Consider the following 17,314-nt stretch of genomic DNA (forward strand, 5'->3'; position numbering starts at 1 on the left):
CGTCAATTGGATAGACGGGCATTTTTTCTTCTGGAGCATTTGCAGATTAACCTGGCAAACGCTTTACCCGGTCACGTTTGACTTCATTCAATTTACTGCCCTGTTCGCGCACATAAGACTCGAACGCTTCCAGGTCACGGCCTATCAACTCTTTGTCTTTTGCTTGTTTTAGCACAGCAAAACCATCACCACCATCGGCCATGAAGCTGTTGACTACCACACTGTATTGCTGGTTCAGGTCAAGCGACTTGCCCTTGATCATGACATCCTTTACCCGCGCATCTATCCCGGCACGTGGGTCATAGCTGTAGCTCAGCGTGTGAGATACAAACAATTTTTTAGGATCATTGACTTCACGGCCCAGCCATTGCTGCTGCAGCAGCGTCAGGATTTGGGCGCCTGTCAGTTTCATACGGACCAGGTTATTGCCAAATGGCTGCACCGCATACAAATCACCATATGACACAGCTACCGGGCCTGTTGCCTTGCCGGAAGGCAGGTCACTGCGTATGCCACCGGCATTCATGAAGGCGACATCAGCACCACCCGCATGTTGCCCATGATGGAGCTGTGAGTCAGCGATGATATTGCCCAGGCTGCTGTCAAACACACCGGCTTCACTATTACGCGACAAAGGCGCACTCAAGTTGACGATAGGACGCTGGCGCAAACTCGCCGTTTGTGACGCCACCTGGTCGACCAGTTGTTTCGCTGCAGGGTCTGCCTGCAGCGCTTGCTGGTCAATCAGATGATTGACGGCGACCGCATTGATCACCTGATTGGTCTTGCGGTCTATCGTCAGGGTTGATTCTGTCAGGAAGGAGCCATAGCTGCGCCCCTGCACGACTAGCCTGCCATCGATCTTGCAGGTATAGCCCTGGTGCGAATGACCAGAAACGATCAGACTGATGGCCTTGTCGAGTTTTTTGCTGATATCGATAATCGGGCCTTGCAAACCTTCACAACGGTAACTGGGGTCATTCTCCGATCCCTTATAGGTCGCGCCTTCATGTATCAGCACCACGATTGCAGCAACACCCTGCTTTTGTAGTTCTGGCACATAACGGTTAATCGCCGTTGCTTCATCTTCAAAACTCAGATGCTTCACCGCATCGCCAGCCACCAGGTTGGGTACGTCGGCTGTCACCGCACCGATGAAACCTACCTTGAAGTCGCCAACCTGGCGTATCACATACGGTGCCAGCCAGGGCTTGTCGCTGCCCAGTTCATGGATATTGGCACCCAGGTAGGAAAAGCGGGCACCCTTGAAGTCTGCATAGGCACAACCGGTGGCCGGACATTCGCCTTTGATCTTGCGCATCAGGTCAGCGGTGCCATTATCAAATTCATGATTGCCAACTGATGTCACTGACAGATTCAGACGGTTCAAGGCTTCGATGACGGGTTCATCTTTCATCAGTGCCGAACCCATGGGTGAGGCACCAATCAGGTCACCGGCGCCAACAAAAATACTGCTGCCTACAGCCTGGCGACGTTCTTTGAGCTTGGTGGTCAGGTAGGCGTAGCCACCTGCCGGTACCGAAATTTTTTCACCGGGTCGTGCAGGGTCAATTTTTGTGGCGACGTAGGGCACGGGCTGGTCAGCCTGCAAATTGCCATGGAAATCATTGATACTGAAAATCGTGATATCCGTTGTTGCTGCCTTGTTCGCTGTGTCCACTTTGTCAGTGCTGGCACAGGCGGCCAGCAATGCGGCAGCAATGGATACGCTGATTAATTTCATCTTTTGCATAGGAAGTATTCTTAATTTAAAAAGAATAAGGCCTGCAACAAGTGTTCTTGTTGCAGGCCTGAATCAAGTCTGCGTGGTGAGTTCTGGATTCACCACGTCATGTCTACAGATTAGAAATCTGCGGACAAAGTGACTGATGTGAAACGTGGTGCGCCCAGGTAGTAGAACACGCCTTTTGCAGCAGCGCCAGGATAGGCGGTTGCATTAGTGATGTTGAAACTGGATGGGTTACGATACTTTTCGTTCGTGATATTGCTGACGCTCAGGCGAATTGTTGGTTTTTTGAACCAGCTGGTGTTCGCGAATTGATAACCAGCATCAAAGCCCAACAATGTGTAACTAGGAACGAATTCATCATTCGTCATAGTTGCAAACTGACCGCCTGTGTATTTCATTTTCAGACGTGTATACCAAACGGCTGTTTCATACTGGGCGCTCAGACCGGCTTTCCATTCTGGCGTCAACGTCATTTGCTTGCCAGCTGTTGGAATATAAACGCCTTTTGCTACCAGCAGATCGTCTTTGATTTCGCTCTTCGCGTAACCAACGGAACCGTAGAAAGACCAGCCGTTGACAGGCGTATTACCCAGTTCAACTTCAAAGCCTTTGGTTTTTACTTTACCGACATTCACGACTGAGCTTTGGTTAGCGACTGGATCATAAGCAGTTGCCTGACGATCAGAAAAGTCTACTGTGTAAACAGTTGCCTGAGCAGTCAACTTGTCGCTTTGCAGGCGATAGCCCAAATCGAAGTTGTATGAAGTTTCTGGCGGCACTTCTACAAAACCAACGCTACCATCTGCATTGATTTTTGCGTTATTTGTCGTTGCATAGACAAAGTTTGGCGGTACCTTCATGTTACGTGCCAGGCTAGCGAAGATCTGATTGCTGTTATCGATCTGGTAGCGTGCGCCCAACTGCGGCAAAGCTTTGGTGTAAGTGCGTTCAATATTGTAAGTTACGCCTGAGTTAGTGCCTTCATTCGCATAGTTAGTGAAGTCACGTTTCATGGTAGGCACACGTACACCAATATTGATGCTCAGCTTATCATTCAACAGGCTGATAGTGTCTTGCAAAGAGAACTGGTAAGCAGTACTGATGGTTTTCCAGTCACGACTTTGGAAAGGTGTGCCATCAGGACGGGTGATACGGCCTTCTTTCAACCAGATGTCAGCTGCGTTACCGTTAGCATCAACTGCAACCATAGGGCCGAACTGTTCATGCGTTGCACGCTCATACCAGACACCAGCCAGGATTTGGTGGTTGTCGATAGTGTGAACAACAGAAGCTGTTACACCAGGACGATTAGTACGTGTCACGCTACTGTTGGCAACAATCACTTTATCCAGTGTATCGCCATCACCGTTCAGATCGACACCAGCTGTCAGCTTGCCTGTAGCAGGGTTCAGGAATGCAGATTCAGTTTGCAGACGTTGTTGTACGCCGCCCGTGCCGTAGCCATACCAGAAGTAAGGAATGACTTTGACATCGGTGTTTTCATTGATACGGAATTTGCCAGTGACTGAGAAAATCGCGTTTTCAAACGGATTTTTTGTCAGTTGGTAGTACGTGTCAGCATTGGCTACAGAAGGATCATTGTCAGCCTTGCCTTTGGTCGGGGTGACATGACCAATGAACTTGGTCGAATAGTCATAGTAGTAACCATTTTTTGCCAGATCAGCCAGGTTGAATGTACTGATGTTCTGGTTGATTGCACGGTTGTACAACAGAATTGCATTGATGGAATTGAACTTGTCGAAATCGACGCGATAACCAACATCTACGTGGTTACGGTCAGCACCGCCTTCGCCTTTCCATTTGTCAGCTTGCGCATGGGAAGCAGAGATAAAGAAACGGGAACGGCCATCAGCCCACAGGCCAGTGTCGTAACGCATGAAAGTTTTGGACAGTTTCAAACCACCCAGTGTTTGCATGACGCGGAAACGTTTTTCTTTGGTTGGATCGCAAGTAGTGATACCGAAGTTACCACCAGTTGCACCAATTTGTGGGGAGTCAACGTCCGTTGAACCTTGAGTCACAAATTGTGTACAGGTATTTTCCTGATCCACGAATTCTTGTGGGAACACAGAGAAGCTACCAGAATCATTGACTGGTACGCCATTGATCGTGGCACCGATCTGGTCGCTGTTAAAACCGCGCAGTGTCAGACCGCCACCAAACAAACCGGTTGCGTCATAGTTGAAACTATTAACCGCAGGCATCAATTCCAGCGCTTCATAGGCATTGCCTGTAGGACGCTGTTTGGCCAATTCTTCAGCAGTGATCGTGCTACGTGCTTTTGGCGCATTTTCTTGCACCATCAAGCCCATACCGACTTTTTTGCCAGTAATGGTGACGCGATTTGCATCAGGCTGCTCATTGGATTCTGTCTGCTGCGCATAAGCAGTGGACATGCTCAGGCATACCAGTTGGCATGCGACTGCAACCATCGACAAACGCGATGGAAATGCGGACGATTTGTTTGATTGTTTCATTGAAGCTCCCGAATCATTTTACAAATGGAAATAAAAATTAGTGCAAAACCCCGTTTATCATCTCAAGCCACCGCAACTGCCTGATGACATGCCCTTCACCGCTCGTTCTATTGCCAAATTTTTTGGCTTTTTTTTGTAACTGGTTGTAATTCCACAACAAACACCTGCGATGACATGTCACATTAGAAATATTGTCGGCCTACTGAGCCGCGCAAACGATTGCTTTTTTTGAAAATTGAAAATTTTCAATGACGCAAACGATTGCTATTTCTAAGCAAAAAACAGACGGACTTTTTTACGGTGCGTCTATCTCCTAGTGACATCTTTAAACTTGAGCAATTTGCCGGGGCAAATGTCTGTCGATCAGATATTTTGATATGTGAAAATAGTCTATCACATAAAATTTTGAACTTGCAGAGTGTCCCATCCAATTATTAAAGGATGATGACAAAGTGGTTTTGGCGGCAAGATTTTGTCACAATTGTGCGACAAATTGCCATTGAGATACTATTTTTTGTTTGAAAAGTGCTTACTTTCCCGAATATACGACGGGTGCAATGCCTTTAACATTGGTTTGGTAAGGGGGCAAGGCGCTGATACTGACCCCTTTGGCATGCGCATATAAAGGCATGACTTCAGGGAAGTGGTTGCGGATTTCTGCGATACGGGTGGTACCAGCGGGGTGGGTTGACAGCCATTGTGGCGGCGCGCCCTTGCTGACCATGCCCATTTTTTGCCAGAGTGCGACACCAGCACGCGGATCATAGCCAGCCCTGGCGGCAATATCGAGGCCTACTATGTCAGCCTCAGTTTCATCTCCGCGGGAAAACGCCAGCATACTGAACTTGGCGACACCACCAGCTACACCGCCGGCCAGATTCGGGTCATAACCCTTGGCACCTGCCCACAATTCCACCAGCTTGACACCAAGATTGGCAGCAGTAGCCTTGCCCGCCCTTTCAGCGCCATGCTCACGCAGGGCATGGGCAATCTCATGACCCATGACGATGGCAACTTCATCATCAGTAAGTTTCAAGGTATCGAGGATACCGGAGTAAAAAGCGATTTTCCCGCCCGGCATGCAATAAGCATTTACCTGTTTGGAGCCAATCAGGTTGACTTCCCACTTCCATTGCTTGGACCGTTCATTCCATTTCAGGGCATGCGGTATCAATTTGTCTGCAATCGCTCGCAAACGTATCACCTGAGGATGGTTAGCAGGTCCCAAAGCATGTTTTTGTTCAGCTACCTGCATGGTCTGCGCATACTGCGCCGCCGCCTGACTCTCCAGCGCACCGGTTGGAGCCAGTTTTCGCATGACGGACATTTCCCCCACCTTGACGCCATCCTGCTGCGCAGTATTTTGCGCATTACCGACAACGGTAACAGCAAACAAGCTGGAAAATACTAGGGCAAAGTGGTTCAGTTTCATGGCGAATATATAGCAAGAAGATACGCAGGATGATAAGCCGAAATGGGAGCCATACGTGCTTTTTTAAAGATCAATATCTTTAAAAATTAATACCCGGCCTATGAGCAAACCTTTTCGCAGCGCAGCGCCGCTTCTGCACTCACAGACTTTGCCCTCACATTACTTTTTCGACTCGAAACATAAGTATTTTGTCTAGTAAATAAATCAATGTTTCCGGAACAAAATACTTTCATATCTGTCTACATATTCACTTTCTGCTCTAAGAGACATTTGCTTGGTCTCGGGAAAAATATTAACGATATGGAATTAAGTACTATGATTACCCCACCCTTCACACCTAAAACCGAGCGCTATCAATACATCGATTTTCTGCGCGGCTTTGCTGCTTTATTAGTTATTTACCAACATACAGTTGATTTTGCCACGATGGCGCAAGCAAATGTCAACCTGAATGCGGTGGAAGTAGCCATTGCCTATTTTTTCTCCAAGCAAGTTGGCATAGGCGAGATAGGTGTTTGTATTTTTCTCATGGTCAGCGGCTTCGTCGTGCCTTTCAGCTTGGCGAATTATCGGGTAGAACCTGTCAAAACTTTTGTGATACACCGTTTTTTTCGCCTGTATCCCGCCTACTGGCTATCGGCTGTCCTGGGTCTTGTGTTTGTCTGGTGGCGTTTTGGCGTCAGCCAGGGTGGTAACAACATAGACTGGCTCATGTTTATCGCCAACCTGACCATGTTCCAGGCTTTTGTTGGTATCGACAACATCATTGGTTCTTATTGGACCCTGGCGCTGGAACTCTTGTTTTATTTTTTCTGTATTTACCTGTTTTCGCGCAGAAAAATGACTTCTTTAAAAAGTATTTTGCTCTTGATGCTGGTGGTCTTGCTGCTACCTAAATTGTTCCATCGTGTGACGGATGTCTCAGCCTATTTTGCAAACGTTCTGTTTTATCTGCGTTACATAGGCTATATGTTCTTTGGACTCTTATATCGCGACTGGTTGCTGAACAAGAACAGCGCAACAGGGAATAAAGCTTTATTCAAAGCCTTGTTTGTCCTCATCCTGACTTTCTCAATCTTTACAGGCAGGGACATACTGCATTTCTGGACACTGGATACTGCACAGATACGATCCCCGGCTGCACAATTGATTGCCATTGTCATTTTTATTCTGATGACGACAGTGTTTCGGCTACAAGGAAAGTTGGGTAGCTTCCTAGGAAAAATCAGTTATTCCATGTATCTGTTCCATCCTGTGATTTTTTATCCTTTATATACTTATGTCTGGCGGACATTGCCGCCTGAGTGGCAAGCCCACCCGCACCTGTTCTTTGTGTTGTCGGCCTTGTTGACCATAGGATTTTCTTACTGCAGTTATCGCTGGCTGGAAGAACCGTCTATTGGCCTGGGTAAAAAAATCACCCGGCAACGCCGGGAAGGCTTAATGCCCCAAGGCATAGACATGCAAACCTTTCGTAACTCGCAACTAAGCAGATGAAGAACGGCAGCTTATTTTTTTCGCAAACGGAAAACTGCCAGGCTGCCGCGCAAATTCGGCAGCCAGGTCACGGGCTGCCCTTCATGCAAGGCTACACATTCCAGAACTTCCAAACCGACTTCAGTGGCCAGATCTGAAAAATCCAGTATCGTCGCGCAACGCACATTCGGTGTGTCATACCATTCATACGGCAGTGATTTTGACACTGGCATCTTGCCACGCAATAAGGCAGTGCGGTGTGGCCAGTAACCAAAGTTGGGGAACGAGACGATGGCCTCGTGCCCTACTCTTGCAATGTCGCGCAACAGCGGTTCTACATGCTTCATCATTTGCAGTGAAGACAAACACATGACGGTATCAAAGGCATTGTCTTCAAACATGCCCAGACCGTTTTCCATATCCTGCTGTATGACATTCACGCCACGGCTGGCGCATGCCAGTACCTTGTCGTCAGCGATTTCTATGCCGTAGCCGCTGCATTGCTTGTCGCTTTGCAGGTAATCGAGCATGACGCCATCACCACAACCAACGTCCAGCACTTGTGCCTGCGGCTTGATCCAGTGAGCGATGAAAGCCAGGTCCGGCCGCAAGACGTTTAATTCAGAAAAATTCATGCTGCTGCTCCCAACAATTCGGCTTGCAATTCTGCATCTATACGCTGGTAATAAGCAGCCACCAAATTCAGGTAACGCGAGTCATCCAGCAAGAAAGCATCATGACCATGTGGCGCATCGATTTCTGCATAACTGACTGTTCTTTTATTGCTGACCAGGGCCTTGACGATTTCGCGGCTACGTTCAGGTGAAAAGCGCCAGTCAGTCGTGAAAGAGGCGAGCAGGAATTTGGCCTTGGTGTGCGCCAGCGCCTTGGCCAGATCACCACCGGTATGGCGGGCAGGGTCAAAATAATCGAGCGCCTTGGTGATCAGCAAATAAGTATTGGCGTCGAAATAATCCGAGAATTTATCGCCCTGATAGCGCAGGTAAGATTCGATTTCAAAATCCACACCAAAGCCAAACTGATAGTCGCCCCCCTTCAAGTCGCGGCCAAATTTTTCTGCCATGTCGTCATCCGACAAATAGGTGATATGTCCTATCATGCGTGCCACCCTCAAGCCGCGACGCGGTACTACACCATGGGCATAAAAATCACCACCGTGAAAGTCGGGATCAGTCAAAATCGCCTGTCGCGCCACATCATTGAAGGCGATATTCTGTGCTGACAATTTGGGAGTGGATGCCACCACCACGCAATGACGCAAACGGTCTGGATACAGAATACTCCAGGCCAAAGCCTGCATGCCGCCGAGTGAACCACCCATGACGGCAGCAAATTTCTCTATACCTAAACGATCAGCCAGCCTGGCCTGCGCATTGACCCAGTCTTCCACTGTCACAACAGGGAAATCTGCACCATATGGTTTGCCAGTCGCGGGGTTGGTATGCATGGGGCCGGTAGAACCAAAACAGGAACCCAGGTTATTAACGCCGATAACAAAAAAACGATTGGTATCGACTGGCTTGCCAGGTCCCACCATATTGTCCCACCAGCCTACATTCTTGGGCTGCTCAGCATATACGCCAGCCACATGGTGGGATGCATTCAGGGCATGGCAAATCAGGACTGCATTGGATTTGGCTGCATTCAGGCTGCCATAGGTTTCCACCATCAGGGTGTAACCGGCAATTGAGGTACCGTTTTGTAAAGCCAAAGGCTCATCGAACTGAAACGCTTGTGGCGTGACGATTCCAACTGATCCAGGTGAGGATGACATACACTCTTCCATCGGGATTTAACCCGTTATCAAAAAACTCAGGAAGGCTAAAAGGTGGGCTGAATGTGAGGAGGGGAAAGCTGCATTCAAGCTCGCTTTAGCCGTATTTATCATTCGGGATATTTTCCGAAACGCGCCCGCAAGCTGATTTTCAAATCGGCGCAATAGGAGAAGGATAAACCAAGTCTGGCACCAAGGTCAAACCCTGGTGCCGGGACTGTCACAATTTTAATGCAAGCTTGTTAATACAAGTTGTCAATGCAAAGTGGGCGACTGCGCCCCCATGGCAGCCAGGGTTTCCCTGATCGTTGCCGAATCATAGCTGCGCAAGATTTTTTTTACATGTCCCTGCAAGGAATCTAGCCGGGTGTTCAAAATCTCTTGCTTAATTTCTGGCAACAGCGCTGCCGGCATGGACAATTCGCGGAAGCCCATGCCAGCCAGCAAGCGTGTCAGGCGGATATCGCCCGCCATACCGCCGCAGATCGACACTGGTATGCCAGCCCTGTCGCCCGCTGTAATAATCATTTGCAAGAGCTGCAAAATAGCCGGATGCAAATCATCATACAAGTGAGCAACCTCATGATCTGCCCTGTCGATTGCCAATGTGTACTGAATCAGGTCATTGGTACCGACAGACAGGAAATCCAGTTTCTTGACAAACATGGGCAGCGACAAGGCCGCCGCCGGGATTTCTATCATGGCGCCGACGGCAATCTCTGCATCGAACTCTTTGCCTTCCTTGCGCAATTCAGTCTTGGCCTGCTCTATCATGGCCAGGCTTTGGTCAATTTCAAAACCGTGGGCCATCATCGGTATCAGGATCTTGACCTTGCCAAAAGCCGAGGCGCGCAAGATAGCCCGCAATTGCGTCAGGAATAATTGTGGCTCAGCCAGGCAATAGCGTATGGCCCGCAAACCCAGTGCCGGATTGAGGATATTGTGTTCTGTCGTATCCAGCGGTTTATCAGCACCGACATCCAGTGTCCGTATCGTCACTGGCCTGCCCTTCATGGCTTGCACTGCAGTACGATAGGCTTCGAATTGTTCTTCTTCGGTTGGCAGTTTGTGTTGCTGGCCACTGCTTTCCATGAACAGGAATTCTGAACGGAACAGGCCTACCCCACTGGCCCCTGCCTCCAGGGCATGGGCGGCATCTTGTGGCAATTCTATGTTTGCCAGCAAAGTGATTTCCACGCCGTCCTGGGTAATCGCAGGTGTCTTTTTGAGTTTGTGGAGTTTTTTCCTGGCTTTGGCCAGTATGGCCTGACGGTCGCGATATTGTTCGAGTACCAGGGTACTGGGCGCGACAATGACGACACCGGCATCGCTGTCAATGATGAGCCAGTCATCCTGTTCTATCAGACGCGAGGCATTGCCCATGCCGACCACCGCTGGTATGCCCAGACTGCGCGAGACGATGGCGGTGTGGGAATTATGTCCACCTTCATCAGTGACAAAACCAGTGAAAGCGACATCGCGGAATTGCATCATGTCAGCCGGTGAAATATCCCTGGCCACGACGATCATATTGGCATTGCGTTCATCAATACCATCTGAACGTATGGCACCGCCTGCGGTGCCAGTCAGTACCTTGAGTACGCGCTCTGCTACTTGCTGGATATCGGCCTTGCGTTCACGCAGATAATCATCCTCGATTTCATCGAACTGGGCTGATAATTCATCGATCTGGCTGACCAGTGCCCATTCGGCATTGTAGTGACGGGTACGGATGATATCGAGTGGCGCTTCCGAGATCATGGGGTCAGACAAGATCAGTACATGGACGTCGATGAAGGCACCGAGTTCAGTTGGCGCATCTGCGGGCAAATCCGACCAGATGGCCTGTAATTCCTTGTGTACCTGGACGATAGCCAATTGCAATCTCTGCACTTCGGCTTCGACCTGCTCTTGCCCTACCAGATAATGTTGTACATCCAGTGCCGCCGGACGCAATAAATGTGCTCGCCCGATTGCTATACCGCGTGAAACGGGGATGCCTTGCAGTGTAAAAGATGCCATGCTGTGTCCCCCAAAATACTTTATCTTCGGGCAGCTGAGATGATGCTGCCCTGTCTTATTTCTAGTGTAATGATGTAACGCTAAGCATAAGACTTCATGCACCATCTATTGCATGATATTTTGCTGATTCAATCAAAGAAGGACAAGGTAAACGAATAGAGTTAAAACGACAATGAGAAATATGTTGCGATATGTTGCCATTTGTTTCGCTGGCAAATTGTTCTTACCACGTACTTACAAAATCAGCATCGCAAATGATTACTATTGCCCAATCAATTTTCGTTTATTCACCTTCACCAAACTTGTCATTGATCAGCGCATGAATGGCTTCAAAACAGGCTTGCTCATCCGCGCCATCCGTCTCCAGTAAAACTTTACTACCCTTGCCAGCTGCCAGCATCATCACGCCCATAATGGACTTGCCATTGACGCGGCGGCTATTGCGGGTCAGCCATACTTCGGCCTTGAATTTGCTGGCGGTTTGCGTAAATTTTGCCGATGCGCGTGCATGCAAACCCAGTTTGTTGACGATTTCAATTTCCTGTTGAATCATGCTTCACTTTCTTTCTCAATTAGTTGGGTGATAAACGTACACGATTGTCTAATCTGATAGCGCCATTCTGGCCACCAGCCAGCGCCATTTCCACCACGACATCGAGCACATCACTACGATAAGTTATCGCCCGCAATAACATGGGCAGGCTGATACCGGCAATAATCGCCACCCGGTCCGGGTCACCCAATTGCCGGCAGCAATTGGAAGGCGTACCACCCATGACATCGGTGATCACCAGCACACCAGAACCATCGTCCAGACGCAGCACAGCTTCACGTGCGAGGCGATTGACTTCATCAATATTCTGGTCGGCGATGACGTCTATCGCTTCAAACCGCTCGGGCATGCCACGAAAAACGTGAGCCGCAGCCTGCATAAAAGCAGTGCCCAGAGGTGCATGCGTCATTAAAAGTATGCCAACCATTGTTCTTTAACTCTCTTGTGACGGCCGACACTCGCCCGCCATCCTTCATTTATATTTAAGCTGCAACTGCCGTTTCAAGGGCATCAATGAACATGCCAGCAACATTGAAGCCTTTTTGCTGGGTAATTTCCTGGAAACAGGTAGGGCTGGTCACATTAACCTCAGTCAAATTAGCACCAATTACATCTAATCCTACCAGCAACAGGCCTCTTTGATAAAGTTCGGGTGCCAAAGTCTGCGCAATCTCAAGATCGCTGGCAGATAACTCTTGCGCCACACCCAGGCCACCTGCCGCCAGATTTCCTCTGACCTCACCATTTTGTGGGATGCGGGCCAGCGCAAACGGCACGACCTTGCCACCGATCAGCAATATTCTTTTGTCACCATGGACGATTTCCGGAATATAGCGCTGCACCATGATGGTACGGCTGCCATTCACTGTTAAAGTCTCAATCACAGATCCTAGGTTCATGCCATCGTCACGGATACGGAAAATACCGGTGCCACCCATGCCATCGAGTGGCTTGAGGATGATGTCCTGATGTTCTTTATGGAAAGCACGGATACGTTGTTCGTCACGCGTCACCAGCGTAGGCGCAGTGAACTGGCTGAACTGGGCAATGGTGAGCTTTTCATTGTGATTGCGAATGGCTGCCGGTTTATTGAAAACCCGCGCACCCTGCTGCTCTGCAAGTTCCAGCAAATAAGTCGCGTAGATATATTCCATATCAAATGGCGGGTCTTTGCGCTGCAGGACGGCGTCAAAAGCACTCAGGGCCGTTGATTCAGGTTCAGACAACCTGAACCAATCCTGGCTATCGCCGGTCAGGGTGATGCGGCTGATATTGGCAATCACCTTGCCGCTTTCCAGCGCCATATCATCCGGGCCAAAGGCGTAGATTGCGTAACCGCGCTTGTCTGCCTCCACCATCATGGCGTAAGTGGAATCTTTATAAGTCTTGAATTGTGACAGCGGGTCGGTCAGGAAAGCGATTTTCATGAATGTGCTCAATATTCTTGGCTAGATAATAATTTAGTAATCAATAAACCTCAGGATTTGGATCTGTTTTTTCCAGTTCCAGTGATGCCGCCAGCAAAGCCAGGCGCGCCACTACACCATACATGTAAAAACGATTTGGTGCTGCCGTGCCCGGTTTTGCCTTCATGTCGGGCACTGCATGTTGCTGGGCAAAGGCCAGCGGCACAAAGTGCATGCCAGGCGCATTGAGGTTTTCATCAACGCCACGGTCTTCATGCACGCGATAGAAACCACCAACCACATAGCGGTCTATCATATACACCACTGGTTCAGCCACGGATTCATTGATTTGCTCAAAGGAATACACGCCTTCCTGCACAATAACGTCCCTGACTTCCATGCCATCCTTGACGACCGACATCTTGTTGCGCTGCTTGCGGTTGAGGTCACGCACTTCGCTGGAATCATGCACGGTCATGATGCCCATGCCATAAGTACCGGCATCGGCCTTGACGATGACAAAGGGTTTTTCCTTGATGCCGTATTCCTTGTATTTCTTGCGTATCTTGGCGAGTATGGTATCCACTGCGGCCACCAGCGTATCTTCGCCAGTGCGGTCATGGAAATTGATATCTTTGCACTTGGTAAAAAACGGGTTCAGCATCCATGGGTCTATATCCACCATCTTGGCGAATTTCTTGACCACTTCATCATAAGCATGGAAGTGATTGCTCTTGCGACGCAAGGCCCAGCCTGCATGCAACGGTGGCAGCAAGGTTTGCTCGTTGATGTCTTCCAGAATTGCCGGTATGCCTGCCGATAAATCATTGTTCAGCAAGATCGTGCATGGGTCGAAATTCTTCAGGCCCAGGCGGCGGCCATTGGCGGAACGCTCCAGTGGTTCCAATATCAACTGGCTACCATCTGGCAAATCGATGGGAGTTGGCTCGGTAATATCTGCTGACAGCGAACCCAGGCGTACATTCAAACCAGTCTGGCGGAAAATCTGCATCATGCGGGCAATGTTTTGCAAATAAAACACATTACGGGTATGACTCTCAGGTATCAACAAAAGGTTTTTAGCATCAGGACAATATTTTTCTATTGCTGCCATTGCCGCTTGCACGGCCAGCGGCAACATTTCTGATGCCAGATTATTAAAACCACCAGGGAATAAATTGGTATCAACAGGTGCCAGCTTGAAACCGGCATTGCGCAGGTCAACAGAGCAATAAAATGGCGGGGTGTGTTCCTGCCATTCAAGACGGAACCAGCGTTCTATTGCGGGTGTCGCTTCAAGTATCTTTTTTTCAAGATCGAGCAAGGGGCCGTTGAGAGCGGTGACGAGATGCGGAACCATAATGACCTTTTGGAGAGCAAGCTGTTGCCAAAATTGAACGCCGACCTCAGCGCCACAGGCAAATCATGACTTGATAAGCTTGGGATGAAATGCCGGTAATCAAGTCGGAATTATCCCAAGCGGCACAAAAAAATCACTCAGACTTGGCTAAAAGATCAAAATGTTCAACCACAGGGGCACTGGCAAAATATGGCCCGACAATGGCACGCCAATCTGCAAATGCCGCAGATTCACGAAAGTCTACAGTATGGTTCTCCAAAGTTGCCCAATAAATCATGAGCAAATAGCGTTCTGGCGACTCTATGCCCTTTTGCACCTTGAAACCAAGAAAGCCCTTGGCATGGCGTATCACTTCCTCAAGGCCACGCTGTATGGCAACATCAAACTCGGCTTGCTTGCCGGCTTGTATGCGTATATCTGCTAACTCCAGAATCATATTTACCTCTTGATAATAAAAAGATTATTCTTTGCCGCTTTTCTTGTGGATCAAACCAATCCCCGGTCACTCAACTCTTTCTTGATATAAGCATAAAACACCGGAGCCGCAACAACGCCGGGAACACCGAAGAGAGTTTCCATGACCAGGATGGCCGTCAGCAATTCCCACGCCCGGGCATTCACCTGAGCACCGATGATGCGTGCGTTCAGGAAGTATTCTGCCTTATGAATAACGATCATGAATACCAATGAAGCTATGGCCACATTCAATGACTGTGACAAACCCACAATCACGATGACGGTATTGGAAATGATATTGCCCGCCACCGGTATCAAACCCGCCAGGAAGGTAATGGCAATCATGGTCTTGGTCAGTGGCAAATGTACGCCAGCCATAGGCAGGATGGCAGCCAGGTAAATTGCCGTAAATACAGTATTGATCAGGGAAATCTGTACCTGGGCAAACACGATTTTATGAAAAATCTGGCTGAGATTACTGATCCTTTGCTGCATGGCGGCGGCAAAGGGTTTGTGATTAATATCGCCAGTGACATCCCGCAGGGCAACCATGCTACCTATGATCATGCCAAGCAACAGGTGCACGATCAGATGACCAGCTTCTGGCACGATCTGCTTGGCCTCACCGGCATGCTCGCGCAACCAGTGTGTCAACATCTCTCTTAAAGAATCAACATCTTCCGGCAAGTTAGTGCTTACCCACTCAGGCAATTGATGACGTGAAGCTTCAATGATATCCGCCAGCCTTTGCAGCAGGTTTTGCAAGTTCCCGGCATCGCTGCGCAAGAAAGCATGGATGCCCCAGCCTATCAGGATCAGGCCGACAATCAGGATGAAGGATAAAACCACCACGGCGATCATGCGCGGCTGTTTGTGCCTGAAACGCAGGGCGATCGCTGGTGCCAGCACATGAATGATGGAAAATACCAGCAAGCCGGAAAACAGGGCAACCAGCAAACCTGCCTTTAATACCAGCAACAGGGCGACAGCCACCAGGATATACGAGGCATATACAGATGGCGTTAGCGGCTGGTTAGGTTGACCAGGCACATTGGCAGGACGGGCCGAACGGGAAAGAATTTTATCTTTCATTTCAGCACCCCGCTCAAACCCACAACTGCACCCAGCATCAAGGCCACGGCCGCCAGGCCAGAAATCAGGAAACCCATGGAACGCTTACCGGCATCTTGCAAATAAGCCAGCGCATAGATGATGCGCCCGATCAGCCATACCAGGCCCAGCAAAGCGGCTGGTACATCACCACTCCAGGCTGCGCATAACCACAGTGCCGGGAAGAAAAAGACCATTTGCTCCACCGTATTTGACTGCACCCGCATGGCGCGCAAAAACTCAGGTGGACCATCCATGGCTGGCGCCTTAACCCCAAGCTTCATGCGAAGACGCCCAACGACCATTACATTCCAGATATACATGCAGAGTACGGCAAGCGTTAACCAGGATGTCCATTGCAAGTGCATAATTTCTCCAGTAGAGGGTACATGAGCGGCATGCCAGCGGCATAGATGAGGCCAATGATGTAAAGTACAAGAATACAGTACCAAAAGTACATTGAAACAGACACTTACATTTTCATGTCTTCTATTTTCAAGGCTTAAGCGTTATATACAGACTATCACAGGATACATACAGAAATACGCAAAACCCAGCGGCCCTTTCTTGCCTTATTTGCATACTTATTTACTTATACAGGCGAGCTTAGAACCTGTTTATGACCTGTAGCGAGCGAGCGTCAGCGGGGTCAGCGTAAGATAAAACGCAGCGCAGTAAGATCGGAAACAGGTTCAGAGGCCAAGGTGATGTTTATCACATGATCATATCGAAAGAGGTAAAAAAAATGAAATTTTCATTCTCCACAATTTCCAAAGCAGCGCCTGTGCTGGCCTTGCTGGCCGCTACTGCTGCCGTTTCTTCTGCCCAAGCTGCTGACTTTGATGATTTTGCCCGCGTCGTCAGCGTCACCCCGCAAGTTGAGCAAGTCAATGTGCCGCGCCAGGAATGCCGTACCGAATATGAAACCAGCCAGCGCAATTATCCACGCCAGCAACAGGCAGAACGCAGTAATGGCGGTGCCATCATAGGTGGCCTGGCTGGTGGTTTGCTGGGTAGCCAGGTGGGTGGCGGCAATGGCCGTATCGCTGCCGCAGCGGTAGGTGCTGTGACTGGTGCCATTGTTGGTGACCGTGTTGAAAATAATGGCAATAACGGCAACAACTACAATAACCAGCCTGTCTATGAAAGCCGCCCTGTACGTCAGTGCCGCAATATTGATAGCTGGGAAACCCGTACCAATGGTTATGCCGTGACGTATGAGTACCATAACCGTACTTATACTTCCGTTATGCCCTATGATCCGGGCTCACGCCTGCGTATCCATGTGTCTCTGACGCCACGCCCTTGATCTGAAATACCTCATCTGCACTCAAAAATGCCGCTGCAAAGCGGCATTTTTTATGCTGACAGTTAAAAAATCCCTGCGCTGCACCCGAAATCCTGCCACTCTATATAAAACATAAATGCAATGCAGGTATTTTGCATGCATACATGA

Annotated in this window: 15 protein-coding genes; 2 read left to right on the forward strand and 13 right to left on the reverse strand. The window is 49.2% G+C overall.

The genetic code is table 11. From position 1 onward, the window contains the following. Nucleotides 1-46: 46 nt before the first annotated feature. The 3 genes from ACO0LD_RS20915 to ACO0LD_RS20925 all read right to left on the reverse strand — a co-directional run bounded on the left by ACO0LD_RS20915 (nucleotide 47) and on the right by ACO0LD_RS20925 (nucleotide 5,680). Complete coding sequence (locus tag ACO0LD_RS20915; RefSeq protein ID WP_423010112.1) at nucleotides 47-1,744, reverse strand: bifunctional metallophosphatase/5'-nucleotidase; 1,698 nt, start codon at nucleotides 1,742-1,744, stop codon at nucleotides 47-49. 119 nt (nucleotides 1,745-1,863) lie between these two features. Further along, the gene (locus ACO0LD_RS20920) at nucleotides 1,864-4,248 is read right to left on the reverse strand and encodes a TonB-dependent receptor (RefSeq protein WP_423010113.1); all 2,385 of its coding nucleotides are present in this window, start codon (nucleotides 4,246-4,248) and stop codon (nucleotides 1,864-1,866) included. A 529-nt stretch (nucleotides 4,249-4,777) separates the two neighbouring features. Further along, entirely contained in the window at nucleotides 4,778-5,680 is a 903-nt protein-coding gene (locus tag ACO0LD_RS20925) for a M48 family metallopeptidase (RefSeq protein WP_423010114.1), read from the reverse strand. Between the two features lie 315 nt (nucleotides 5,681-5,995). Here ACO0LD_RS20925 and ACO0LD_RS20930 point away from each other — a divergent pair, with 315 nt between their 5' ends. Beyond that, nucleotides 5,996-7,177: an acyltransferase family protein gene (locus ACO0LD_RS20930; RefSeq protein WP_423010115.1), complete on the forward strand. Its 1,182-nt coding sequence runs from the start codon at nucleotides 5,996-5,998 to the stop codon at nucleotides 7,175-7,177. An 11-nt stretch (nucleotides 7,178-7,188) separates the two neighbouring features. Here the strand turns inward: ACO0LD_RS20930 and metW are convergent, their stop codons facing one another. The 10 genes from metW to ACO0LD_RS20980 form a co-directional block, all read right to left on the reverse strand. Continuing rightward, nucleotides 7,189-7,791: a methionine biosynthesis protein MetW gene (gene metW, locus ACO0LD_RS20935; protein WP_423010116.1), complete on the reverse strand. Its 603-nt coding sequence runs from the start codon at nucleotides 7,789-7,791 to the stop codon at nucleotides 7,189-7,191. Then, nucleotides 7,788-8,951, reverse strand: coding sequence for a homoserine O-succinyltransferase MetX (gene metX, locus ACO0LD_RS20940; RefSeq protein ID WP_423010117.1), 1,164 nt, complete (start codon nucleotides 8,949-8,951; stop codon nucleotides 7,788-7,790). Before metX ends, metW begins: the two co-directional genes overlap by 4 nt. A gap of 255 nt (nucleotides 8,952-9,206) precedes the next feature. Further along, on the reverse strand, nucleotides 9,207-10,973 hold the full coding sequence (gene ptsP, locus ACO0LD_RS20945; RefSeq protein WP_423010118.1) for a phosphoenolpyruvate--protein phosphotransferase: 1,767 nt from the start codon (nucleotides 10,971-10,973) through the stop codon (nucleotides 9,207-9,209). 283 nt (nucleotides 10,974-11,256) lie between these two features. Beyond that, nucleotides 11,257-11,526: an HPr family phosphocarrier protein gene (locus ACO0LD_RS20950; RefSeq protein WP_423010119.1), complete on the reverse strand. Its 270-nt coding sequence runs from the start codon at nucleotides 11,524-11,526 to the stop codon at nucleotides 11,257-11,259. Between the two features lie 19 nt (nucleotides 11,527-11,545). Further along, nucleotides 11,546-11,953, reverse strand: a complete 408-nt coding sequence (locus tag ACO0LD_RS20955) for a PTS sugar transporter subunit IIA (protein WP_422976802.1) — start codon at nucleotides 11,951-11,953, stop codon at nucleotides 11,546-11,548. Between the two features lie 55 nt (nucleotides 11,954-12,008). Next, on the reverse strand, nucleotides 12,009-12,953 hold the full coding sequence (gshB, locus tag ACO0LD_RS20960; protein WP_423010120.1) for a glutathione synthase: 945 nt from the start codon (nucleotides 12,951-12,953) through the stop codon (nucleotides 12,009-12,011). A 40-nt stretch (nucleotides 12,954-12,993) separates the two neighbouring features. Then, the gene (gene gshA, locus ACO0LD_RS20965; RefSeq protein WP_423010121.1) at nucleotides 12,994-14,292 is read right to left on the reverse strand and encodes a glutamate--cysteine ligase; all 1,299 of its coding nucleotides are present in this window, start codon (nucleotides 14,290-14,292) and stop codon (nucleotides 12,994-12,996) included. A 133-nt stretch (nucleotides 14,293-14,425) separates the two neighbouring features. After that, nucleotides 14,426-14,728: an antibiotic biosynthesis monooxygenase family protein gene (locus ACO0LD_RS20970; protein WP_423010122.1), complete on the reverse strand. Its 303-nt coding sequence runs from the start codon at nucleotides 14,726-14,728 to the stop codon at nucleotides 14,426-14,428. A 50-nt stretch (nucleotides 14,729-14,778) separates the two neighbouring features. Beyond that, complete coding sequence (locus ACO0LD_RS20975) at nucleotides 14,779-15,840, reverse strand: AI-2E family transporter (protein ID WP_423010123.1); 1,062 nt, start codon at nucleotides 15,838-15,840, stop codon at nucleotides 14,779-14,781. Continuing rightward, nucleotides 15,837-16,226, reverse strand: a complete 390-nt coding sequence (locus tag ACO0LD_RS20980) for an MAPEG family protein (protein WP_423010124.1) — start codon at nucleotides 16,224-16,226, stop codon at nucleotides 15,837-15,839. The genes ACO0LD_RS20975 and ACO0LD_RS20980 overlap by 4 nt, the downstream gene beginning before the upstream one ends. A 377-nt stretch (nucleotides 16,227-16,603) precedes the next feature. Here ACO0LD_RS20980 and ACO0LD_RS20985 point away from each other — a divergent pair, with 377 nt between their 5' ends. Continuing rightward, on the forward strand, nucleotides 16,604-17,167 hold the full coding sequence (locus tag ACO0LD_RS20985; protein WP_423010125.1) for a glycine zipper 2TM domain-containing protein: 564 nt from the start codon (nucleotides 16,604-16,606) through the stop codon (nucleotides 17,165-17,167). Nucleotides 17,168-17,314: the final 147 nt, after the last annotated feature.

Source organism: Undibacterium sp. Ji83W (assembly GCF_049340385.1).
Classification (GTDB): domain Bacteria; phylum Pseudomonadota; class Gammaproteobacteria; order Burkholderiales; family Burkholderiaceae_D; genus Undibacterium.

Bases quoted from the DNA above. Each gene is read 5' to 3' on its own strand.
- ACO0LD_RS20915 (WP_423010112.1), bottom strand. From the start codon at position 1,744: ATGAAATTAATCAGCGTATCCATTGCTGCCGCATTGCTGGCCGCCTGT.
- ACO0LD_RS20920 (WP_423010113.1), bottom strand. From the start codon at position 4,248: ATGAAACAATCAAACAAATCGTCCGCATTTCCATCGCGTTTGTCGATG.
- ACO0LD_RS20925 (WP_423010114.1), bottom strand. From the start codon at position 5,680: ATGAAACTGAACCACTTTGCCCTAGTATTTTCCAGCTTGTTTGCTGTT.
- ACO0LD_RS20930 (WP_423010115.1), top strand. From the start codon at position 5,996: ATGATTACCCCACCCTTCACACCTAAAACCGAGCGCTATCAATACATC.
- metW (WP_423010116.1), bottom strand. From the start codon at position 7,791: ATGAATTTTTCTGAATTAAACGTCTTGCGGCCGGACCTGGCTTTCATC.
- metX (WP_423010117.1), bottom strand. From the start codon at position 8,951: ATGTCATCCTCACCTGGATCAGTTGGAATCGTCACGCCACAAGCGTTT.
- ptsP (WP_423010118.1), bottom strand. From the start codon at position 10,973: ATGGCATCTTTTACACTGCAAGGCATCCCCGTTTCACGCGGTATAGCA.
- ACO0LD_RS20950 (WP_423010119.1), bottom strand. From the start codon at position 11,526: ATGATTCAACAGGAAATTGAAATCGTCAACAAACTGGGTTTGCATGCA.
- ACO0LD_RS20955 (WP_422976802.1), bottom strand. From the start codon at position 11,953: ATGGTTGGCATACTTTTAATGACGCATGCACCTCTGGGCACTGCTTTT.
- gshB (WP_423010120.1), bottom strand. From the start codon at position 12,953: ATGAAAATCGCTTTCCTGACCGACCCGCTGTCACAATTCAAGACTTAT.
- gshA (WP_423010121.1), bottom strand. From the start codon at position 14,292: ATGGTTCCGCATCTCGTCACCGCTCTCAACGGCCCCTTGCTCGATCTT.
- ACO0LD_RS20970 (WP_423010122.1), bottom strand. From the start codon at position 14,728: ATGATTCTGGAGTTAGCAGATATACGCATACAAGCCGGCAAGCAAGCC.
- ACO0LD_RS20975 (WP_423010123.1), bottom strand. From the start codon at position 15,840: ATGAAAGATAAAATTCTTTCCCGTTCGGCCCGTCCTGCCAATGTGCCT.
- ACO0LD_RS20980 (WP_423010124.1), bottom strand. From the start codon at position 16,226: ATGCACTTGCAATGGACATCCTGGTTAACGCTTGCCGTACTCTGCATG.
- ACO0LD_RS20985 (WP_423010125.1), top strand. From the start codon at position 16,604: ATGAAATTTTCATTCTCCACAATTTCCAAAGCAGCGCCTGTGCTGGCC.